The 20215-nt window shown below is 65.5% G+C and carries 18 protein-coding genes; 15 read left to right on the top strand and 3 right to left on the bottom strand.

The genetic code is table 11. The features are described 5' to 3' along the window. Window positions 1–104: 104 nt before the first annotated feature. The 3 genes from BRAGE_RS0144495 (at window position 105) to BRAGE_RS0144485 (ending at window position 4158) form a co-directional block, all read left to right on the top strand. Complete coding sequence (locus tag BRAGE_RS0144495) at window positions 105–1667, top strand: winged helix-turn-helix domain-containing protein (protein ID WP_027563054.1); 1563 nt, start codon at window positions 105–107, stop codon at window positions 1665–1667. Window positions 1668–1812: 145 nt separating this feature from the next. Continuing rightward, window positions 1813–3288, top strand: coding sequence for an EAL domain-containing protein (locus BRAGE_RS0144490; RefSeq protein WP_027563055.1), 1476 nt, complete (start codon window positions 1813–1815; stop codon window positions 3286–3288). A 15-nt stretch (window positions 3289–3303) separates the two neighbouring features. Next, complete coding sequence (locus tag BRAGE_RS0144485) at window positions 3304–4158, top strand: TIGR01459 family HAD-type hydrolase (protein WP_027563056.1); 855 nt, start codon at window positions 3304–3306, stop codon at window positions 4156–4158. Between the two features lie 115 nt (window positions 4159–4273). Here BRAGE_RS0144485 and BRAGE_RS0144480 read toward each other — a convergent pair whose 3' ends face one another. Then, window positions 4274–4669, bottom strand: a complete 396-nt coding sequence (locus BRAGE_RS0144480; RefSeq protein ID WP_027551917.1) for a response regulator — start codon at window positions 4667–4669, stop codon at window positions 4274–4276. A 229-nt stretch (window positions 4670–4898) separates the two neighbouring features. Between BRAGE_RS0144480 and BRAGE_RS0144475 the strand changes: the two genes are divergently transcribed. From BRAGE_RS0144475 to arfB, 7 genes are all read left to right on the top strand, one after another. Next, complete coding sequence (locus BRAGE_RS0144475) at window positions 4899–5870, top strand: bifunctional riboflavin kinase/FAD synthetase (protein WP_027563057.1); 972 nt, start codon at window positions 4899–4901, stop codon at window positions 5868–5870. Window positions 5871–6073: 203 nt separating this feature from the next. Further along, complete coding sequence (gene ileS, locus BRAGE_RS0144470; protein ID WP_027563058.1) at window positions 6074–9082, top strand: isoleucine--tRNA ligase; 3009 nt, start codon at window positions 6074–6076, stop codon at window positions 9080–9082. A gap of 10 nt (window positions 9083–9092) precedes the next feature. Next, window positions 9093–9587 carry a signal peptidase II gene (lspA, locus tag BRAGE_RS0144465; RefSeq protein WP_027563059.1) on the top strand — a complete coding sequence of 165 codons (495 nt, stop codon included), beginning with the start codon at window positions 9093–9095 and terminating at the stop codon, window positions 9585–9587. Between the two features lie 96 nt (window positions 9588–9683). Further along, complete coding sequence (locus BRAGE_RS0144460; protein ID WP_027563060.1) at window positions 9684–10409, top strand: hypothetical protein; 726 nt, start codon at window positions 9684–9686, stop codon at window positions 10407–10409. A 201-nt stretch (window positions 10410–10610) separates the two neighbouring features. Next, a complete protein-coding gene (locus BRAGE_RS0144455) occupies window positions 10611–12002 on the top strand; it encodes a M16 family metallopeptidase (protein ID WP_181411728.1) in 1392 nt (463 codons plus the stop codon). Then, window positions 11999–13366 (top strand): M16 family metallopeptidase, encoded by a 1368-nt coding sequence (locus BRAGE_RS0144450; RefSeq protein ID WP_027563062.1) that lies wholly within the window; start codon window positions 11999–12001, stop codon window positions 13364–13366. Before BRAGE_RS0144455 ends, BRAGE_RS0144450 begins: the two co-directional genes overlap by 4 nt. 120 nt (window positions 13367–13486) lie before the next feature. After that, entirely contained in the window at window positions 13487–13903 is a 417-nt protein-coding gene (arfB, locus tag BRAGE_RS0144445; protein ID WP_027563063.1) for an alternative ribosome rescue aminoacyl-tRNA hydrolase ArfB, read from the top strand. Window positions 13904–13965: 62 nt separating this feature from the next. Here the strand turns inward: arfB and BRAGE_RS0144440 are convergent, their stop codons facing one another. Next, a complete protein-coding gene (locus BRAGE_RS0144440; protein ID WP_027563064.1) occupies window positions 13966–14268 on the bottom strand; it encodes a hypothetical protein in 303 nt (100 codons plus the stop codon). Between the two features lie 305 nt (window positions 14269–14573). On the opposite strand from BRAGE_RS0144440, the gene BRAGE_RS0144435 reads away from it, so the two are divergent. The 4 genes from BRAGE_RS0144435 to BRAGE_RS0144420 are packed head-to-tail and all read left to right on the top strand — an operon-like array spanning window position 14574 to window position 17545. After that, window positions 14574–14960 carry a c-type cytochrome gene (locus BRAGE_RS0144435; RefSeq protein ID WP_027563065.1) on the top strand — a complete coding sequence of 129 codons (387 nt, stop codon included), beginning with the start codon at window positions 14574–14576 and terminating at the stop codon, window positions 14958–14960. After that, the gene (locus BRAGE_RS0144430) at window positions 14961–15356 is read left to right on the top strand and encodes a VOC family protein (protein ID WP_027563066.1); all 396 of its coding nucleotides are present in this window, start codon (window positions 14961–14963) and stop codon (window positions 15354–15356) included. Window positions 15357–15400: 44 nt separating this feature from the next. Then, window positions 15401–15949 (top strand): hypothetical protein, encoded by a 549-nt coding sequence (locus BRAGE_RS0144425; RefSeq protein ID WP_027563067.1) that lies wholly within the window; start codon window positions 15401–15403, stop codon window positions 15947–15949. A gap of 27 nt (window positions 15950–15976) precedes the next feature. Beyond that, window positions 15977–17545, top strand: coding sequence for a GMC family oxidoreductase (locus BRAGE_RS0144420; RefSeq protein WP_027563068.1), 1569 nt, complete (start codon window positions 15977–15979; stop codon window positions 17543–17545). A gap of 226 nt (window positions 17546–17771) precedes the next feature. Here the strand turns inward: BRAGE_RS0144420 and BRAGE_RS0144415 are convergent, their stop codons facing one another. Further along, window positions 17772–18089, bottom strand: coding sequence for a ribbon-helix-helix domain-containing protein (locus BRAGE_RS0144415; protein WP_027563069.1), 318 nt, complete (start codon window positions 18087–18089; stop codon window positions 17772–17774). A gap of 253 nt (window positions 18090–18342) precedes the next feature. Between BRAGE_RS0144415 and mutL the strand changes: the two genes are divergently transcribed. Then, the gene (mutL, locus tag BRAGE_RS0144410; protein ID WP_027563070.1) at window positions 18343–20157 is read left to right on the top strand and encodes a DNA mismatch repair endonuclease MutL; all 1815 of its coding nucleotides are present in this window, start codon (window positions 18343–18345) and stop codon (window positions 20155–20157) included. Window positions 20158–20215 lie beyond the last annotated feature (58 nt).

Below are 20215 nucleotides of genomic sequence, written 5' to 3'. Positions count from 1 at the left end.
GAAAACGCCGGGACGATAGGGCGCATGCGCATCGCTGGCCTTGAGAGCGGCGTTATTTTACGCTGAGGCCGCCTTGATTTCCGCGCGGGAGCCGAGGAGGGATTGTGACGTTTCAGTTCGAGGATTTCGTGCTCGATCCCGAGCGCCGCGAATTGCGGCGGGCGGATGCGCTCATCGCGCTCGAACCTCAGGTGTTTGATCTCATCATCTATCTCGTCCGCAACCGCGAGCGCGTGGTGACGCGGGACAATCTGCTCGACGCGGTCTGGAACGGCCGCGTCGTCTCGGAATCGACCCTGACCAGCCGGATCAATGCCGCCAGGCGCGCGGTCAATGACAATGGCGAGGAGCAGCGGCTGATCCGCACCATCGCACGCAAGGGCGTGCGCTTCGTCGGCGCGGTGATCGAGCGCTCGGATGCAGCGAAGCCGGCGGTCTTGTTGGCGCCCACGACCGCAGCGCCGACCGGACTGCCGCTGCCTGATCGTCCCGCGATCGCCGTCCTGCCCTTCACCAACATGAGCGGTGAGGCCGAGCAGGATTATTTCTCCGACGGCATCAGCGAGGACATCATCACCGCGCTGTCGAAGCTGCGCTGGTTCTTCGTCATCGCGCGCAACTCCTCCTTCATCTACAAGGGCCGCACGGTGCATCTGCGACAGGTCGCCGAAGAGCTCGGCGTGCGCTATGTCGTCGAAGGCAGCGTCCGCAGGGGCGGCGAGCGCGTCCGCATCACCGCACAGCTCAACGACGTCGCCACCGGCAGTCATCTCTGGGCCGAGCGCTACGACCGCGAGCTCGCCGACGTCTTCGCCGTGCAGGACGAGATCACCGAAGCCATCGTCGCCGCGATCGAGCCGCAACTTTACGCCGCCGAAAATTTTCGCGCCGAGCGCAAACCGCCCGACAGCATGGACGCCTGGGACCTCGTGATGCGCGCGCTGTCGCACTACTGGCGCGTGACGCGGCAGGACCATGTGGTGGCGCAGGCGCTGCTCGAAAAGGCCATCGCGCTCGACCCGAACTACGGCAAGGCGCTCGGCTTGCTCGGCACCAGCTACATGTTCACCGCGCATATGGGCTGGATGGAGATGGCGAGCGCCATCACCGCCGCCGAGCGCGCGGCGCGCGCCGCGATCCGCGCCGACGACGAGGATGCCTGGGCGCACAACGCGCTCGGCCACGTCAACCTGTTCGCGCGGCGGTTCGACGACTCGCTCGCCGAATTCGAGACCGCGCTGCAGCTCAATCCGAATTTTGCGCTGGCACAGGGCTATTATGGACTGGCCTTGAGCTATTGCGGCCGCTGGCAGGAGGCCGACGAGGCGGCGCGCAGGGCGATCCGCCTCAGTCCGCGCGATCCCTATGCCCCCGTCTATTTCGGCATCGCCGCCTATGCCCGCTTCCTCGGTAGCGACTACCCGGAAGCCATCCGCCTCGCCCAGGAATCCCTGCGCCAGCGCAGCGACTTCGTCGGCGCACACCGGGTGCTGACCGCGGCCGCGGGCATGGCCGGGCAAGCCGGGATCGCCCATGCCGCCCTGGAGGAACTCCGCCGCGCCCAGCCGAACGTGTCGCTGGCCTGGATCGCCGAGTTCATGCCGATCAAGCTCGCCGCCGACCGCGAGCACTACCTCGAGGGCTTTCGCCGCGCCGGATTGAAATAAGCAGCTACGAGGCCGCTATCCCCTCGAATCAACAATGATGTTAAGCTCGTGCGGCTTGGGGGAGCATGAGGCGTGACGGGGTTCGGACCGCGACCCGTGTTTTCCCGGGGTGAGGCAGTCAGCTCTTTGAGGCGTAACGCGCGGCATGATTCGCATTTCGACGATCTTCATCGCCATCTGCATGGTTCTGGTCGCCGCCTCGCTCGGGCTGGTGCTCTATTCGGTCGCCGGCATCAGCGGAACCGAATCCGCGATCGTGGCGCTGACCGCGCTGACCTTCCTGATCCTCTACAATGCGGTGTCGATGCGGCTGCGCGACCGCAGCGATGTCGGCGGCCAGATCGCCGACCTCTCGCGCGGCACCGCCGACCTCGCCCGCCAGGTCGCCGAGTTCGGCCGCCGCCTCGCTGCGATCGAGGGACGTATCGCCTCGTCCAATTCGACCAACTCCGACCGCATCCAGTCGGTGGTCGGCGAGATCAATGAGCTCGGCGGGCTGGTCAAGCAGCTCGCCACCACAGTGTCGGCGCATGAGGATCTCCTGGCCGGCGCGGCGCCACTGCCCTCTCCCGCTCCCGTCGCAAGTCTGGAAGCGGAGGCGCCAATCGATCTGGCCGCACCGTTCGATCAGAAGCCGGTCGCACCTCCCCCGCTTGCCACTCCGCCATCGCGCCCGGCAGCACCCGCGGTCCATACCCAGACCGCCCATCAGGCTCCCGCCGGTGGCCGCAACCAGACCCAAATGCTGGCAACGCTGCGCAACGCGGTCGACGAGAACCGCATCGACATCTTCCTTCAGCCGATGGTGACGCTGCCGCAGCGCAAGGTGCGGTTCTACGAAGCCGTGACGCGGGTGCGCGACGAGCGCGACCAGCTGATCGCGGCCGAGGAGTTCATCAGCATCGCCGAGGCCTCCGGGCTGATCGGGCGCATCGACAACATGGTGATGCTGCGCTGCGTGCAGGTGCTGCGGCGCCTGATGGTGCGCAACAAGGATGTCGGCGTGTTCTGCAACGTGGCGGCCTCCACGCTCGGCAATTCCACCACCTTCGCGCAATGCCTCGACTTCCTCGAAGCCAACCGGGCGCTGGCGCCCTCGCTGGTGCTGGAGTTCAAGCAGGCGACCTTCCGCAATCTCGGCCCGGCCGAGACCGAGAACCTCGCCGCGCTCGCCCAGCGCGGCTTCCGCTTCTCGATCGACCATGTCACCGATCTCAGGATCGAGCCGCGCGAGCTCGCCGATCGTGGCGTGCGCTTCATCAAGGTGCCGGCGACGCTGCTGCTCGACCCCAGGCAGGCGTCGGCCTCCGACATCCACCCGTCCGATCTTTCCGACCTGCTCGGCCGTTTCGGCATCGACCTGATCGCCGAGCGGATCGAGGGCGAGCGCGCCGTGGTCGATCTGCTCGACTATGACGTGCGGTTCGGCCAGGGCTTCCTGTTCGCGCCGCCCCGGCCATTGCGGCCGGAGGGGGCATCTGCTACCGGCGGGGCCGCGCCGAACCAGGCGCAGGACATTCAGGGATCCAATGGCTCCGCTTCCCCCAGCCCAAGCGCGACGTCAGCCGCAGCTCCGTCACAGCGCATCACCGGTAACGCCGCGCTCGCGCGCCGCATCTGATCGGCCACACACGTCATGACCACGCTGCATTTCGCCCAAGGCCTGCGCGAGCTCGTGGGCGGCGTCGAGGTCGTGCTCAGCGACATCTGGGGCGTGGTTCATAACGGCCTCGAATCCTTCCCCGAAGCCTGCGAGGCGTTGCATACCTATCGCAGCCGCGGCGGTACGGTGATCCTGATCACCAACGCGCCGCGCCCGGCCGACTCCGTGCAGCGGCAACTGCGCAAGCTCGGCGTCGCCGACGAGACCTATGACGCCATCGTGTCATCGGGCGATCTGACTCGGCTCTATGTCGCCGAGCATCCCGGAAGCAAGATGTTCTGGCTCGGCCCCGAGCGCGACAATTCGATCTACCGCGGCCTCGATGCGACCACCGCGCCGCTGGAAGAGGCCGACTACATTGTCTGCACCGGCCTCTATGACGACGAGACCGAGACGGCGGAAGACTATCGCGGCATGATGCTGAAGGCGCGCGAGCGCAAGCTGACGCTGGTCTGCGCCAACCCCGACATCGTCGTGGAGCGCGGCGACCGGCTGATCTATTGCGCCGGCGCCATCGCGGAGCTCTATCGGGAGCTCGGCGGCGAGGTGATCTTCTACGGCAAGCCGCACCGGCCGATCTACGAGCGCGCGATGCGGCTCGCCGGCGAACGCCAGGGCCATATGATCGACCGGAAGAAGGTGCTGGCGATCGGCGATTCCGTCCGCACCGACCTGACCGGCGCGCGTGAGTTCGGCATCGACTGCCTGTTCGTCACCCGCGGCATCCATGCCGAGGAGTTCGAGGGCCTCGACCAGCTCGACCCGAACTCGGTGATGGAATTGTTCGGCCATCCGCCGAAGGCGCTGATGCGCGAATTGAAGTGGTGATTTTCTAGCTCTGTCATTCCGGGGCGCGCGAAGCGCGAACCCGGAATGACGAACCCAGCACAGAAAGCCCGGGACAAAGCCCGGGCCCTCCGAATTCAGCTGGCAGCTTTAGCGCTTACGCGCTCGCCATGTCCGGGAAGACCGCCTCGATCTTGGTCTTCAGCGTCGCCGCGTTGAACGGCTTGACGATGTAATTGTTCACGCCGGCCTTCTTGGCCGCGATCACGTTCTCGGTCTTCGATTCCGCCGTGATCATGATGAACGGCGTGGTGGCGAGGTTCGGATCGGCGCGCACTTCGCGCAGCAGGTCGTAGCCCGTCATCGGCTCCATGTTCCAGTCGGAAATCACGAGCCCGTACTTCTTGCCGCGCATCTTGTTCAGCGCCGCCGAACCGTCGCTGGCATCATCGATATTATCGAAGCCAAGCTGCTTCAGCAGATTCCGGATGATACGGATCATGGTGCTATAGTCATCCACCACCAGAACCGGCATCGACAAATCAACCGCCATCTCGACTCCCCCAACGCATACCCAGGAATATTACGATCGGACCTGCCAGACCGGAGCCCGGCGGTTCCACGATCAAGGACTAGCATCAAGGCGTTAAACAGCCCGTTAACTGGGGACGCCTTCGAAGAATTGAAATCGTGTTCAATTCGGCCGCACCCTCCCGCTTGACTTCATCCGGCCGGTCGCGCCACGGTCCCGGCCGGTCCCGCCGGCTCCGAGAATTCCCCTGATGGCTCCGCCTTTTACCGTTATCCGCGACAGCACGCCGGATTCCGCCATTCCCCGGGGCGCCGTGGTCGCCATGGGCAATTTCGACGGCGTTCATCTCGGCCATCGGGCCGTGATCGCCGCGGCCCTGGAAATGGGCCGGGCGCATGGCCGCCCTGCGCTGGCCTTGACCTTCGAGCCGCATCCGCGGCGGTTTTTCAGCCCCAACACCCCGCAATTCCGCTTGACGGATGAACGGGCCAAGCTGCGGCTACTGGCCGGCACCGGGCTCGCCGGCGCCGTGGTCATGACCTTCGACAAGGCGCGCGCCGGCACCAGCGCGCAAGACTTCATTCACCATGACCTGATCGGGCGCCTCGGCGTCAGCGGCATCGCGGTCGGTTACGACTTCCATTTCGGCAAAGGTCGCGTCGGCTCGCCGAGCCTGCTGGTCAACGAGGCGCCCCGGCTTGGCATCGAGGTCGACGTGCAGCCGCATATCGACATCGACGAGCGGCCAGTGTCCTCCAGCGCGATCCGGATCGCGCTCGCCGAAGGCCTGCTCAATGATGCCACCACCATGCTGGGCGCGCCCTGGTTCGTCACCGGCGAGGTGATCCACGGCGAGAAGCGTGGCCGCGACCTCGGCTACCCCACCGCCAATATCCAGTTGGATGCCAATTGCGGGCTCAAGCACGGCATCTATGCGGTGCGGGTCGGCCGCGGGCCTGAGCGGCTGGATGGGGTGGCGAGCTTCGGCCGCCGCCCAACCTTTGATAATGGCGCGCCCCTCCTGGAAATCTTCCTGTTCGACTTCAAGGGCGACCTCTACGGCCAGACGCTCGACTGTGCCTTCGTCGGCTTCATCCGCGAGGAGCTGAAATTCGACAGCCTGGAGGCCCTGATCCGCCAGATGGACGACGATTCCGCCCGCGCCCGCGCCATGCTGGCCGCCGCCCCCGACGCGTTTCCGCGGCTCGGCGTGATCGATTGAGGCCCGAATCCGGCCCGCCGAACCTTTGCGCTTGCCTCGCCCGGCTGCTATGGAGGGCCCATGTTTGCGCGGCGCATCATAGGGATTAGCGGCCCGGCTTCCGCCTGAGCCTGAAGGCTCGGCGCAAGACCGGGATTTTGACGTTTCACCCCGCGATTCCCAATCGCCATCCGTTCCCGCGCCCTTCCGAGCCAGTCAGCCTCATGTCCGAAAAGCCGCAAAAGTCCCAAAAGTCTGAAGCCAAAGACTATTCGAAGACCCTGTTCCTGCCGCAGACCGAATTCCCGATGCGCGCCGGCCTGCCGCAGCGCGAGCCGGAGATCCTGAAATACTGGAACGACATCGGTCTCTACGACAAGCTGCGCAAGGACGCCGAAGGCCGCGCCAAATTCGTGCTGCATGACGGCCCGCCCTACGCCAACGGCAATATCCATATCGGCCATGCGCTGAACAAGATCCTCAAGGACGTCGTGACCAAGAGCCAGCAGATGCTCGGCTTCGACTCCAATTATGTGCCGGGCTGGGACTGCCACGGCCTGCCGATCGAATGGAAGATCGAGGAGGACAACTACCGCAAGAAGGGCAAGCAGAAGCCCGATTTCCGCGACTCCGCCGCGATGGTGGCGTTCCGGAAAGAATGCCGTGCCTATGCGACGCACTGGATCAACGTGCAGCGCGAGGAGTTCAAGCGCCTCGGCATCATCGGCGATTGGGATCATCCCTACCAAACCATGAGCTATCCGGCCGAAGCGCAGATCGCGCGCGAGCTGATGAAGTTCGCGGCCAACGGCACGCTTTATCGCGGCTCCAAGCCGGTGATGTGGAGCGTGGTCGAGAAGACCGCGCTCGCGGAAGCCGAGGTCGAGTACGAGGACTACACCTCCGACATGGTCTGGGCGAAATTCCCGGTCACCTCGCCTGCGCATGGCGCGCTCGCCAATGCCTCGGTCGTGATCTGGACCACGACGCCCTGGACGCTGCCGGGCAACCGCGCCATCTCGTTCTCGCCGAAGATCGCCTACGGCCTCTATAAGGTCACGGACGCGCCCGCCGACAATTGGGCCAAGACCGGCGATCTCCTGATCCTGGCCGATGCGCTGGCCGCAGAGGTGTTCAAACAGGCGCGCGTCACCTCTTACGAGAAGGTGCGCGACATTCCCGGCGACACGCTGGACGCGGTCGAATGCGCCCATCCCCTGCGCGGCCTCGGCGGCGGTTACGAGTTCATCGTGCCGCTGCTCGCCGGCGAGCATGTCACCGACGACACCGGCACCGGCTTTGTGCACACCGCACCGAGCCACGGCCGCGAGGACTTCGACGTCTGGATGGCCAACACCCGCGAGCTCGATGCGCGCGGCATCTCGACTGCGATCCCCTATACCGTCGACGAGAACGGTGCCTACACCGCACAGGCCCCCGGCTTCACCGGCAAGCGCGTGCTCAACGACAAGGGCGAGAAGGGCGACGCCAACGAGGCCGTGATCAAGGCGCTGATCGAGGGCGGCAAGCTGCTCGCGCGCGGCCGTCTCAAGCACCAATATCCGCACTCCTGGCGCTCGAAGAAGCCGGTGATCTTCCGCAACACGCCGCAATGGTTCATCGCGATGGACAAGGACGTCAGCGAGAACGGTCATGCGAAGAAGGGCGACACGCTGCGCGCCCGCGCGCTGCATGCGATCTCGGTGACGCAATGGGTGCCGCCGTCGGGCGAGAACCGCATCAACGGCATGATCGCCAATCGTCCGGACTGGGTGATCTCGCGCCAGCGCGCCTGGGGCGTGCCGATCGCCGTATTCGTGCGCGAGAAGGCCGACGGCTCTGCCGAGATCCTCCAGGACGAGATCGTCAACCAGCGCATCGCGGAAGCCTTCATGGAGGAAGGCGCCGACGCCTGGTACATGGACGGCGCCCGCGAGCGCTTCCTCGGCTCCCGCGCGAGCGAAGACTGGAAGAAGGTCGACGACATCTGCGACGTCTGGTTCGATTCCGGGTCCACGCACGCCTTCGTGCTCGAGGATCGCCAGAACTTCCCGCAGCTCGGCAACATCTTCCGCAAGGTCGACGGCGGCGAAGACACCGTGATGTATCTCGAAGGCAGCGACCAGCATCGCGGCTGGTTCCACTCCTCGCTGCTGGAAAGCGCCGGCACGCGCGGCCGCGCGCCCTATGACATCGTGCTGACCCACGGCTTCACGCTCGACGAGAACGGCCGCAAGATGTCGAAGTCGCTCGGCAACACTGTCGAGCCACAGAAGGTGATCAAGGATTCCGGCGCGGACATCCTGCGCCTGTGGGTCTGCGCCACCGACTATGCCGACGACCAGCGCATCGGCCCGGAGATCCTGAAGAACACCATCGAGACCTATCGCAAGCTGCGCAACTCGCTCCGCTGGATGCTCGGCACGCTGCATCACTTCAAGGCAAGCGAGAAGGTCGCCTATGCCGACATGCCCGAGCTCGAGCGGCTGATGCTGCACGAGCTGGCCGGCCATGCCGAAACCATCCGCAAGGCCTATGCCGCGTTCGATTACAAGACCGTGGTCGCAAGCCTGTCGGCTTTCATGAACTCCGAGCTGTCGGCGTTCTACTTCGACATCCGCAAGGACACGCTGTATTGCGATCCGCCGTCCTCGGTGGCGCGCAAGGCGGCGCTCACCGCCATCGAGCTGTTGTGCGATGCTCTCTTGAAGTGGCTCGCGCCGATCCTGAGCTTCACGACGGATGAGGCCTGGCGGATGTTCCGCCCCAACGCGGAGCCGTCGGTCCATTTGACCTTGTTCCCGACCGACATCGAGCAGCTGCGCGACGACAAGCTCGCCGCAAAGTGGGAGACGATCCGCGACATTCGCCGCGTCGTGACCGGCGCGCTCGAGCTCGAGCGCGCGGCCAAGAACATCGGCTCGTCGCTGGAGGCCTCGCCGGTGATCTATGTCGCCGACAGGGACATGATGATGACGCTGTTCGATGTCGATCTCGCCGAAGTCTGCATCACCTCGAACTACGAGGTGCGCGAGGGCGAGGCGCCGGCGAGCGCGTTCCGCCTCGATGCCGTGCCCGGCGTCGCGGTCGTGGTCGAGAAGGCGGTCGGCACCAAATGCGCCCGCTCCTGGAAGATCTCGCCGACCGTCGGCGAGGACGCCGAATATCCCGACGTCACCCCGCGCGATGCTCAGGCACTGCGCGAATGGAAGGCGTTGGGCGTGAGCGTCTGATCGGCCAGCCATGACCCCGCTCCGCGCCGGCATCCTCTCGGCCGTGGTCACGGTCATCCTCGACCAGGCCTCGAAACTCTGGCTGCTCAACGTGTTCGACCTCGCCCGTCGCGGCGTGGTGCGGGTGACGCCGTTCTTCGACCTGGTGCTGGCCTGGAACATCGGCATCAGCTTCGGCTGGCTCCAGAACGACGGCCAGGCGGCGCAGATCGCGTTGATGGCGGTCAAGGTCATCGCCGTGGTGGCGCTGGCGATCTGGATGGCCCGCTCGCAGACCCTGCTGGCGACGGTCGCGCTCGGCCTGATCATCGGGGGCGCGATCGGCAACGGCATCGATCGCCTCGCCTATGGCGCGGTGGTCGATTTCGCCCTGCTCCACGTCGAGATAGCCGGAAATACCTATAATTGGTACGTGTTTAACCTCGCCGACGTGGCCATCGTTGCTGGGGTGGCGGGGCTATTGTATGATTCCTTCCTGGGGGTACCCGCCGCAAAAGCGCCCTGATCCCGGCCGATACGGACCGGCAGGTGGAACCCTGTTTTTGCGAGGGTTAGGCCGCGAGCGAGCGGCAATCTGCCACAATATGGAACAGGTACAGTGATGCGCAGCTCGAAGACCAGCGGTTCAATGGTTCGAGATCCCCAAGGCGGGCTCTGGCGGGCGTTGAAAGTGTCCGCTGTCGCGCTCGGCATCGGTCTCGTCATGGCAGCAGGCGCCGCCCGCGCCGGTGACGACGATGATGAAGATGACGGGATGACCTTCGAAGAGAAGCTCATCGACAATCTGATGTCCGGCATCGGCGCCAAGAGCATGGAAAAGCCCGGCATCGAATACCGCGAGCGCTCGCCGCTGGTCGTGCCGCCGAAGCTCGACCTGCCGCCGCCGGCCGGCGCCCAGGCCAAGAATGCGCCGAACTGGCCAAAGGACCCCGACGAGAAGCGCCGCAAGGAGGCCATCGCCGCGCGGAAGAAGGCCGTCAAGGCAACCGAGAGCTGGCAGGCGGGCCGCACGCTTTCACCGGCCGAGATGGAAGTCGGCAGGACCGCAGCCCCCGAGCGTACCAGCAACGATCCGATTCAGCCGGGCACGAACTCCAATCCGTCGCTGAGCCCCGCCCAGCTCGGTTTCACGGGCGGCCTGTGGGGCATGATGAAGGGCGGCACGCCCGAAGAAAAGCAATTCACCAGCGAGCCGCCGCGCCAGTCCCTGGTCGAGCCCCCGCCGGGCTACCAGACGCCTTCGCCGAACTACGCCTACGGCGCCGGCAAGGACAATACGAAAAAGACCTACTTCGACATCATGTCGGGCAAGGACAAGGAACAATAGCGTTCCTGTCCGCTGCGACATCCTGACCGAAGCGGACCTGGCACCGGCGGCCCCTGCACGCCGGACGCAATCGATAAATTGCCTATCAGTAACTTGCCTACCCGTTGCGTTCTCTGCTTCGTGACGCGAAGCCTCAGCCGCGCGGTGTAGCATACCGCGCCACCGAGCCGGACATCCGGACCTCGGCCTTTCATAAGGATGATGATGTCCTCTTACCGATCGGCTGCCTGCCTTCTTGCCGCGCTGCTTTCGACGAGCGTCCTCTCAGCCAGCGCCCTCGCTCAGACCACTGTGACATCGGCCCCGCCCGCCAGCTTTACGCTCGGCAACGGCATGCAGGTCGTGGTGATCCCGGATCACCGCACGCCCGTGGTCACCGAGATGATCTGGTACAAGGTCGGCTCGGCCGACGAGACGCCGGGCAAGTCCGGCCTCGCGCACTTCCTCGAGCATCTGATGTTCAAGGGCACCTCGAAACATCCGGTCGGCGAATTCTCCCAGACCGTGCTCCGCGTCGGCGGCAACGAGAACGCCTCGACCTCGGTCGACTACACCAACTACTACCAGCGCGTTCCGAAAGAGCAGCTGCCGACCATGATGGAGTTCGAGGCCGACCGCATGACCGGCCTGATCCTCAAGGACGAGAACGTGCTGCCCGAGCGCGACGTCGTGCTCGAAGAGTACAACATGCGCGTCGCCAACAATCCGGACGCGCGGCTCAACGAGCAGATCATGGCCGCGCTCTATCTCAACCATCCCTACGGCCGGCCGGTGATCGGCTGGCACCAGGAAATCGAGAAGCTCGATCGCGAGGATGCGCTCGCCTTCTACCGCCGCTTCTACGCGCCGAACAACGCGATCCTGGTGATCGCCGGTGACGTCGAGGCCGCCGACATCCGCCCGCTGGTCGAGCGCAATTTCGGCGCGATCCCCGCCCAGCCCGCGATCCCGGCGCGGCGCGTCCGCCCGCAGGAGCCGGAGCCGGCGGCGCCGCGCACCGTCACGCTGGCCGACCCGCGCGTCGAGCAGCCGAACCTGCGGCGCTATTATCTCGTGCCCTCGGCGACGACCGCCGCGGCCGGCGAAAGCGCAGCGCTCGACGTGCTGGCGCAGCTGATGGGCAGCGGCAGCAACTCCTATCTCTACCGCGCCCTCGTCGTCGACAAGCCGCTCGCGGTCTCCGCCAGCGCCAGCTATTCGAGCATCTCGCTCGACCCGACCCAGTTCGCGATCTCGGCCGCGCCGAAGCCCGGCGTCAGCTTTACCGAGGTCGAGCAGGTGATCGACGGCGTCATCGCCGACATCGCGCAGAACCCGATCCGCGCCGAGGACCTCGAGCGGGTGAAGACCCAGCTCATTGCCGAAGCGATCTACGCCCAGGACAATCAGGCGGTGCTCGCGCGCTGGTATGGCGGCGCGCTGACCACGGGCCTTTCGATCGAGGATATCAGGAGCTGGCCGGACCGCATCCGCGCGGTCACCGCCGAACAGGTGCGCGCAGTTGCGCAGAAATGGCTCGAGAAGAAGCGATCGGTGACCGGCTATCTGATCAAGGACACCGCCACCGCCAAGCGCGAGGAGAAGCGTTCGTGACCTATCCCTTCCTTCGACGCGTTGCATTCTCCCTTGCCACCGGCGCGGCGCTCGCGCTCGCGAGCATCTCGCCATCGCAAGCGGCCGCAAAGATCCAGCGCCTGGTCTCCCCCGGCGGCATCGAGGCCTGGTTCGTCCAGGACGCGACCGTGCCACTCATCGCCATGGAATATTCGTTTGCCGGCGGCTCGGCACAGGATCCCAAGGACAAGTCGGGTGTCGCCAACCTCGTCGGTGACCTGCTTGACGAAGGCTCCGGCGATCTCGACTCCAAGACCTTCCATGAGCGGCTCGACCGCCGCGCCATCGAGCTCTCCTTCAGCGCCACCCGCGACACGTTCCGCGGCAGCCTGCGCATGCTGCGCGACAACAAGGACGAGGCCTTCGACCTGCTCAGGAGCGCGCTGACCTCGCCGCATTTCGACACTGCCGATGTCGAGCGCATCCGCTCGCAGGTTCTCTCCGGCCTGCGCCGCGAGACCACCAACCCGACCTCGCTGGCGAGCCGCAAGTTCCTCGAGGTCGCCTTCGGCGATCATCCCTATGGGCGGCAGACCAACGGCACCCTCGACAGCGTGCCGACCATCTCGGTCGCCGATCTGAAGGATTATGTCGGCCGCGTGCTCGCCAAGGACGGGCTGAAGGTCGCGGTGGTTGGCGACGTCGATCCCGAGACCCTCGGCAAGCTGCTCGACCACACCTTCGGCAGTCTTCCCGCCAAGGCTAACCTCACGCCGGTCCCGGACATCGAGGCGGCCAAGCCGCCGCAGCGCACCTTCGTGACGCTCGACGTGCCGCAGACCGTCATCACCTTCGGCGGCCCCGGCGTGAAGCGCAGCGATCCGAACTTCATGGCGGCCTATGTCGTCAACCACATCCTGGGCGGCGGCGGACTGTCCTCGCGGCTCTATCGCGAGGTGCGCGAGAAGCGCGGCCTCGCCTATTCGGTGTTCGAATCGCTGCTCTGGATGGAACATTCGGCGGTCTTCATCGGCAACACCGGCACCCGCGCCGACCGTGCCGGCGACACCATCGATGCCATCGACAAGGAGGTGCGCCGCATCGCCGAGGAGGGCCCGACGCAGAAGGAGCTCGACGAGGCCAAGTCCTACCTCAAGGGCTCCCAGATGCTGGCGCTCGACACCTCCTCCAAGCTCGCCCAGGCGCTGCTGCAGTACCAGCAGGACAAGCTGCCGATCGACTATATCGAGAAGCGCAACGCCATAGTCGACGCGGTGACGCTGGACGACGCCAAGGCGGCCGCCAAGCGGCTGTGGGGCCAGGGCCTGCTGACCGTGGTGGTCGGCCGCGCCCCGCAGGCCGCCGCGCAGCCGGCGGCAGCACCGGCGACGAAGTCGAACTGACCCCCTTCCCTATGCGGTTCATCAAATGGCCGGGCTTAGCCCGGCCATTTGCGTTTTTGTCGGCGCCATTGCCGAACGTGGACGTCCGCGATATGTCCGGACATCAGAAATGGTGCCATCATGCTGCGGATATCCCGCGACCTCGTCATCGACGAGGACGACATCGAGATCGGCTTTGTCCGCGCCTCCGGCCCGGGCGGGCAGAACGTCAACAAGGTCGCGACCTCGGCGCAACTGCGCTTCGACACAGGCAAGCTGACCATCCCGGAGGACGCAGCCATCCGGCTCGCCCGCATCGCCGGCCAGCGCATGACCAAGGACGGCGTGATCGTGATCCACGCCCAGCGCTTCCGCACCCAGGAGCGCAACCGCCAGGACGCCATCGACCGCCTCGTCGAGATCCTCAAGGAGGCCATGGTGCGCCCGACGCCGCGCCGCGCGACGCGGCCGACCTACGCCTCCAAACAGCGCCGGCTCGACGGCAAGAAGCGCCGCAGCGACGTCAAGGCCGGCCGCGGCGGCCGCTTCAACGATTAGCAAGCACTAGCGAAAACTCCGGCCGCATGGCGACCGGAGTTTTGCCATTTCAGCCAGCGGGACTAGTAACGCTTGGACGGGGCTGCACCGCCAGTCGCGGCATCGTCGGCGGTCCCCTTGTGCACAGCGCTGCCCGTGGTGCCGACCGTGCCGCGGGTACCCTTGGTCGACTTCATGCCGGTCTTCTCACCCGCCGCGCCGGGCTGAGCGTTCATCTCCTCATCGCCACTGCCCATCGTGCCTTGCATCGGCTTGCTTTGCACGGTGCCGCCGGTCTTGGCAGGCGGCGCGCCTTGCGCGAGAACGGGCGTCGCAATGAGAGCCGACAGGGCGCATGCGATCATCGAGGTCTTCACCAACTTCATCCATTTCTCCTGGATTTTTCGCGATGAATGGCTCGGCGGCTCCCACGCCGCTCGTCTGCACCGGCCATCGCATCGCGCAAAGAGTTCAAGCGGCGCGGTCGACATGCAATGCGCATGGTGTGGTGATCGTTTAGGGATTTGACGGCGCTTTCGCGGAATTGTGCTCCGCATATAAGGCAGCGCGGAACACCACATGCCGCGCACATCTCCGCGCGCAGCGAAATAGCCCGCTACTACCACCGCATCTTTGGCGACGCCTAGAGTTTGCGCACGCTGGATTTGATGTGGACGGGCGAGCCTTGACGATGCGCGCAATCGTGCTGGGATTGTGCACCGCGATGGTGCTGGTGGTGCGGATCGCCGATGCGCAAATGCCGTTGCCGGCCGCAAGGTCGCCGGACGGCGCGACGCTGTTCAAGCAGCAATGCGCGGTGTGCCACACCACAAGCGCATCGGAGCCGACGCGGCAAGGGCCGCCACTGGTGAAGATCGTCGGCCGCCCAGCCGGCAAGGTCGAGGGCTTCAAATACTCGGACGCCCTCGCGAAGGCGGACTTCGCCTGGGACGAGACCAGGCTCGATGCATGGCTGACCAATCCGCAAGCCGTCGTTCCCGGCGTGACCATGGTGTACCGGCAGGCCAAGCCGGAGACGCGCGCCGCCATCATCGCCTACCTCAAGGAGCAGAACTGAATGGCAAAACCCGTTCATTCCATGATCCGCGTGCTGGATGAGGCACGCTCGCTCGACTTCTACAGGCGCGCCTTCGGCCTGGAGGTCGCCGACCATCTGAAATTCGCGGACTTCGCCCTGATCTATCTGCGTCACCCCTCCTCACCTTTTGAGGTCGAGCTGACGGTCAATTTCGATCGCAAGGAGCCATATGCGCTCGGCGACGGCTACGGCCACCTCGCGGTGGTGGTCGAGGATCTCGACGCCGAACACGCCCGCTTCGAGCGCGAGAAGCTCGCTCCAGGGCCGCTACGCGACTTCAAGCACGACGGCAGGACGCTGGCGCGCTTCTTCTTCGTCAGCGATCCCGACGGCTACAAGATCGAGGTGATCCAGCGGGGCGGACGCTTCGGCTGATCAAGTTCAAAAACCCAAATCACAAAAATCCACGGAGGAATGCCATGAGAGAAGTCGATCGTCGAAGCAAGCACAGCCGCCGCGTCTTTCTCAAGGGCGCGGCGACCGCCGTGCCGGTCGTGGCCGCAGCCACCAGCGTCGGTGTCAGCATCGAGAGCGCCTGGGCCGACGATGCCACCGCGCTTTCGCCCGCGACGATGAAGACGCTGCTGAAGGTCGCGCGCGACATCTATCCGCACGATGTGCTCGGCGACAGCTACTACATCACCGCGATCAAGCCGTGGGACGGCAAGGCGGCCAAGGATCCCGCCGTCAAGGCTCTCATCAGCGACGGCATCGCAAGGCTCGATCAGAACGCGAAGGATCGTCACAAGGCGCCCTATGCCGAGGTGCAATGGGAAGCCGATCGCGTGGTGCTGCTGAAGGAGATCGAGGGAAGCGACTTCTTCCAGAAGGTGCGCGGCGACCTCGTCGTCTCGCTCTACAACCAGAAAGAGGTCTGGCCGCGGTTCGGCTACGAGGGCTCCTCCGCCGAGCATGGCGGCTACATCAACCGCGGCTTCGCCGATATCGACTGGCTGCCGAAGGCTTAAAGGCCACCCAGGTTCAGGAGAACGCAGATGGCAAAATTCGATCTGAACGACAGCGGCGTTGTGGTGATCGTCGGCTCCGGTGCCGGCGGCGGCACGCTGGGCAACGAGCTCGCGCAGAAGGGCGTCAAGGTCGTCATCCTGGAAGCAGGTCCCCGCATCGAGAACCAGGATTTCGTCAATGACGAGTGGGAGAGTTTTTCCCAGCTCGCCTGGACCGATGCGCGCACCACGTCCGGCACGTGGCGCGTTGCGAAAGACTTCTCGGGCCTGCCCGCCTGGATCGTCAAGGCAGTCGGCGGTTCCACGACCCATTGGGCCGGCGCCTCGCTCCGCTTCGACGAGCACGAGTTCAAGGTGAAGAGCACCTATGGCAACATTCCCGGCGCGAACCTTCTGGACTGGCCGGTCACGCTGGCCGAGATGGAGCCATGGTACGCCAAGGCCGAGAACAAGATGGGCGTGACCCGAACCAACGGCATTCCCGGACTTCCCGGCAACAATAACTTCAAGGTGCTGGAGGCCGGCGCCAGGAAGCTCGGCTACAAGACCGTGCACACCGGCAACATGGCGATCAACAGCCAGCCGCGCGATGGCCGCGGCTCCTGCCAGCAGATCGGCTTCTGCTTCCAGGGCTGCAAGTCCGGCGCCAAATGGTCGACGCTCTACACCGAGATCCCCAAGGGCGAGGCGACCGGCAACCTTGAAGTTCGCCCAAGCAGCATGGTGGTCAAGATCGAGCATGACGCGAGCGGCAAAGTGACCGGCGTCGTCTATGCCGACGAGAGCGGGGCGATGCAGCGCCAGAAGGCGCGTATCGTCGCGGTCGCCGGCAATTCGATCGAAAGCCCGCGGCTGCTGCTCAACAGCGCCTCGACCATGTTCCCCGACGGCCTTGCCAACTCATCGGGCCAGGTCGGGCGCAACTACATGCGGCACATGACCGGCAGCGTCTACGCCGTGTTCGAGAAATCGGTGCACATGTATCGCGGCACCACCATGGCCGGCATCATCCGCGATGAATCCGTCAACGATCCGAAGCGCGGCTTCGTCGGCGGCTACGAGATGGAGACGCTGTCGATCGGCCTGCCCTTCATGGCCGCGTTCCTCAACCCCGGCGCCTGGGGCCGTTCGTTCACGTCGGCGCTCGACGGCTATCCCAGGATGGCCGGCATGTGGCTGGTCGGCGAGGACATGCCGCAGGAAACCAACCGCATCACGCTCGACCCGGTCGTGAAGGACAAGCACGGGCAGGCGGTTGCGAGCGTGCACTTCGACGACCATCCCAACGACATCGCGATGCGCGCACATGCCTACAAGCAGGGTGCCGCGGTCTATGATGCCGTCGGCGCCACCGTGACCTATCCGACACCGCCCTATCCGAGCACGCACAACCTCGGCACCAACCGGATGAGCGAGAAGCCGCGCGACGGCGTAGTCAACAAGTTCGGGCAGAGCCACGATATCAAGAACCTGTTCGTCTCCGACGGCAGCCAGTTCACCAGCGGCGCGGCCTGCAACCCGACGCTGACCATCGTGGCGCTGGCGATCCGCCAGGCGGATTACATTGCGGGCGCGATGCAGAAGAAGGAGATTTGACCTCAGGTTGCCATCGCGATCGCCCGGACGGCGATGAAGAGGGATTACCTATCCCCACCCAAGATGTCGTCCCCGCGAAAGCGGGGACCCATAACCACAGGGAGCAGTTTGACGAAAATCAGCCGTCCGGTACTCAGATCACCTGCGCTCGATGGATTCCGCGGTATGAGTCCCGGCGTTCGCCGGGACGACACCGAGATTGTGGATACGGCTCTCGCTGTAGCGGCTACTCGGCCGCGTCGAGAATCTGCGCCACCGTGGGCTTGAACTCCGGCACCGGCACCGTGCTCCGGGAGCGATAGATCAAACACGAACACCGCAGCAGCGAGGCGAAATTGTTGACCTCGCCGTGGTGGTCGAGCACCTCGTTGTAGAGCGTGGTCAGGAACTTGCCGAGGCTCATGCTCTCCTTGGCCGCGATCTCCTCCAGCGTGTCCCAGAATGCCATCTCAAGCCGGATCGAGGTGCAGTGCCCGCCGATCCGCAAAGAGCGGGTCTGGGATTCGTAGTCGCGTTGGGGCTGGTGCGCGAAGAGATGGCACATGGCGTCCTCCCGTCCTGTTGCCATTTTTTCACGATGCTACACCGCGGCCACGCACCCCACAATCAGGACGGTCACTGGAAATCGCATGATCCGGCTTGCGCGATTTTCTTGAACGTCCAATGTCTTCAATGTGATAGGCAGCCCTCTTCCCCAGGCCGCGACACCGCTGTTGCCCAACACATGCTTTTGACGCAACACGGCTTAAGATTGCCGCCGCCAGCGAATCCAGATCGCAAGCCCAAGCCCAGAGCCCATGCCCGTCCGCCAATTGCCAGAGCAGGTCGTCAACCGCATCGCCGCCGGCGAGGTGGTCGAGCGTCCGGCGAGCGTGGTCAAGGAACTCGTCGAGAACGCCATCGACGCCGGCGCGAGCCGGATCGACGTCTTCACCGATGGCGGCGGACGACGGCGGATCGGCATCACCGACGACGGCAGCGGCATGACCGCTAGAGACCTGGCGCTCGCGGTCGAGCGCCACGCGACCTCCAAGCTCGACGACGAGGATCTGCTCCAGATCCGCACGCTTGGGTTCCGCGGCGAGGCGCTGCCCTCGATCGGTTCGGTGGCGCGGCTGTCCATCACCACGCGGCACGCGAGCGAGCCGCATGCCTGGGCGCTCAATGTCGAGGGCGGCGACAAGTCCGAGATCATGCCGGCGGCGCTGGCGCATGGCACGCGCGTCGAGGTCAACGACCTCTTCTACGCGACGCCGGCCCGGCTGAAGTTCCTGAAAACCGACCGCACCGAGGCGGAGGCGATCCGCGAGGTGGTGCGACGCCTTGCGATGGCACGGCCCGACGTCGCCTTCACGCTTGCGGGCGAGGAGCGCGCGCCGGTGACCTGGGCTGCCGCCCTGCCCGGCGCCGCCGGCCGGCTGACGCGGCTCGGCGACATCCTGGGCGCAGAATTCCGCAGCCATGCCTTCGAAGTCCATGCCGAGCGCGAGGGCGTCGTCGTTGCCGGCTATGCGGCAGCCCCCGCGCTGACCAAGGCCAATGCGCTCGGGCAATATCTCTTCGTCAACGGCAGACCCGTCCGCGACAAGCTGATCCTCGGGGCGGTGCGTGGGGCCTATGCCGACTATCTGCCGCGCGACCGGCATCCGGTGCTGGCGCTGTTCGTCACGCTCGATTCGCGCGAGGTCGATGCCAACGTGCATCCGGCCAAAACCGAGGTGCGCTTCCGTAATGCCGGCCTCGTCCGCGCGCTGATCGTGCACGGATTGAAGGAAGGGCTTGCGCGCGAGGGCCGCCGCACCGCCGCCAACAGCGGCGAGAGCGCCTTGGCCTCGTTCCGGCCTGCCTTCGCGCCGCAGCGCTCCGCAGGCTGGGACTGGCGCGCCTCGCCGTCGGCTCCGGTCGCGCCGATGCCGCCATTCGAAGGCTCCGCCGCGCCCGTCTTCGCCGAGCGCGCGCAGGCTGCGTTCGATGTCGGCGCGCCCAGCGCGGACATCAGGTTCGAGACGCAGCCGGTGGCTGACCTTGTCGACCGCCCGCTCGGTGCGGCGCGCACGCAGATTCACGAGACCTACATCGTCTCGCAAACCCGCGACGGCCTCATCATCGTCGACCAGCATGCCGCGCATGAGCGCATCGTCTATGAGCGGCTCAAGGCTTCACTGGCGGCCAACGGCGTGCAGCGGCAGATTCTCCTGATCCCCGAGATCGTCGAGATGGACGAGGCCACCGTGGAGCGCCTGCTGGAGCGCAGCGATGAACTTGCGTCATTTGGCCTAGCGATCGAATCCTTCGGCCCTGGCGCGGTCGCGGTGCGCGAGACGCCGTCGCTGCTCGGCAAGACCAACGCTGGCGGGCTGCTGCGCGATCTCTCCGAGCATATGGCCGAATGGGACGAGGCTCTGCCTCTCGAGCGCCGCCTGATGCACGTCGCCGCCACCATGGCCTGCCACGGCTCGGTGCGCGCCGGCCGCAGATTGCGCCCGGAGGAGATGAACGCTCTGCTCCGCGAGATGGAGGAGACGCCGAACTCCGGCCAGTGCAACCACGGCCGGCCGACGTATGTCGAGTTGAAGCTGTCGGACGTGGAGAAGCTGTTCGGGCGGCGGTGACGGTGCAGTAGGGTGGGCAAAGCGAAGCGTGCCCACCACCTATCACGATCATGGAAAG

Origin of the sequence: Bradyrhizobium genosp. SA-4 str. CB756 (genome assembly GCF_000473125.1) — a bacterium.
GTDB lineage: Bacteria > Pseudomonadota > Alphaproteobacteria > Rhizobiales > Xanthobacteraceae > Bradyrhizobium > Bradyrhizobium arachidis.
This window is presented reverse-complemented; position numbering and strand designations above follow the sequence as displayed.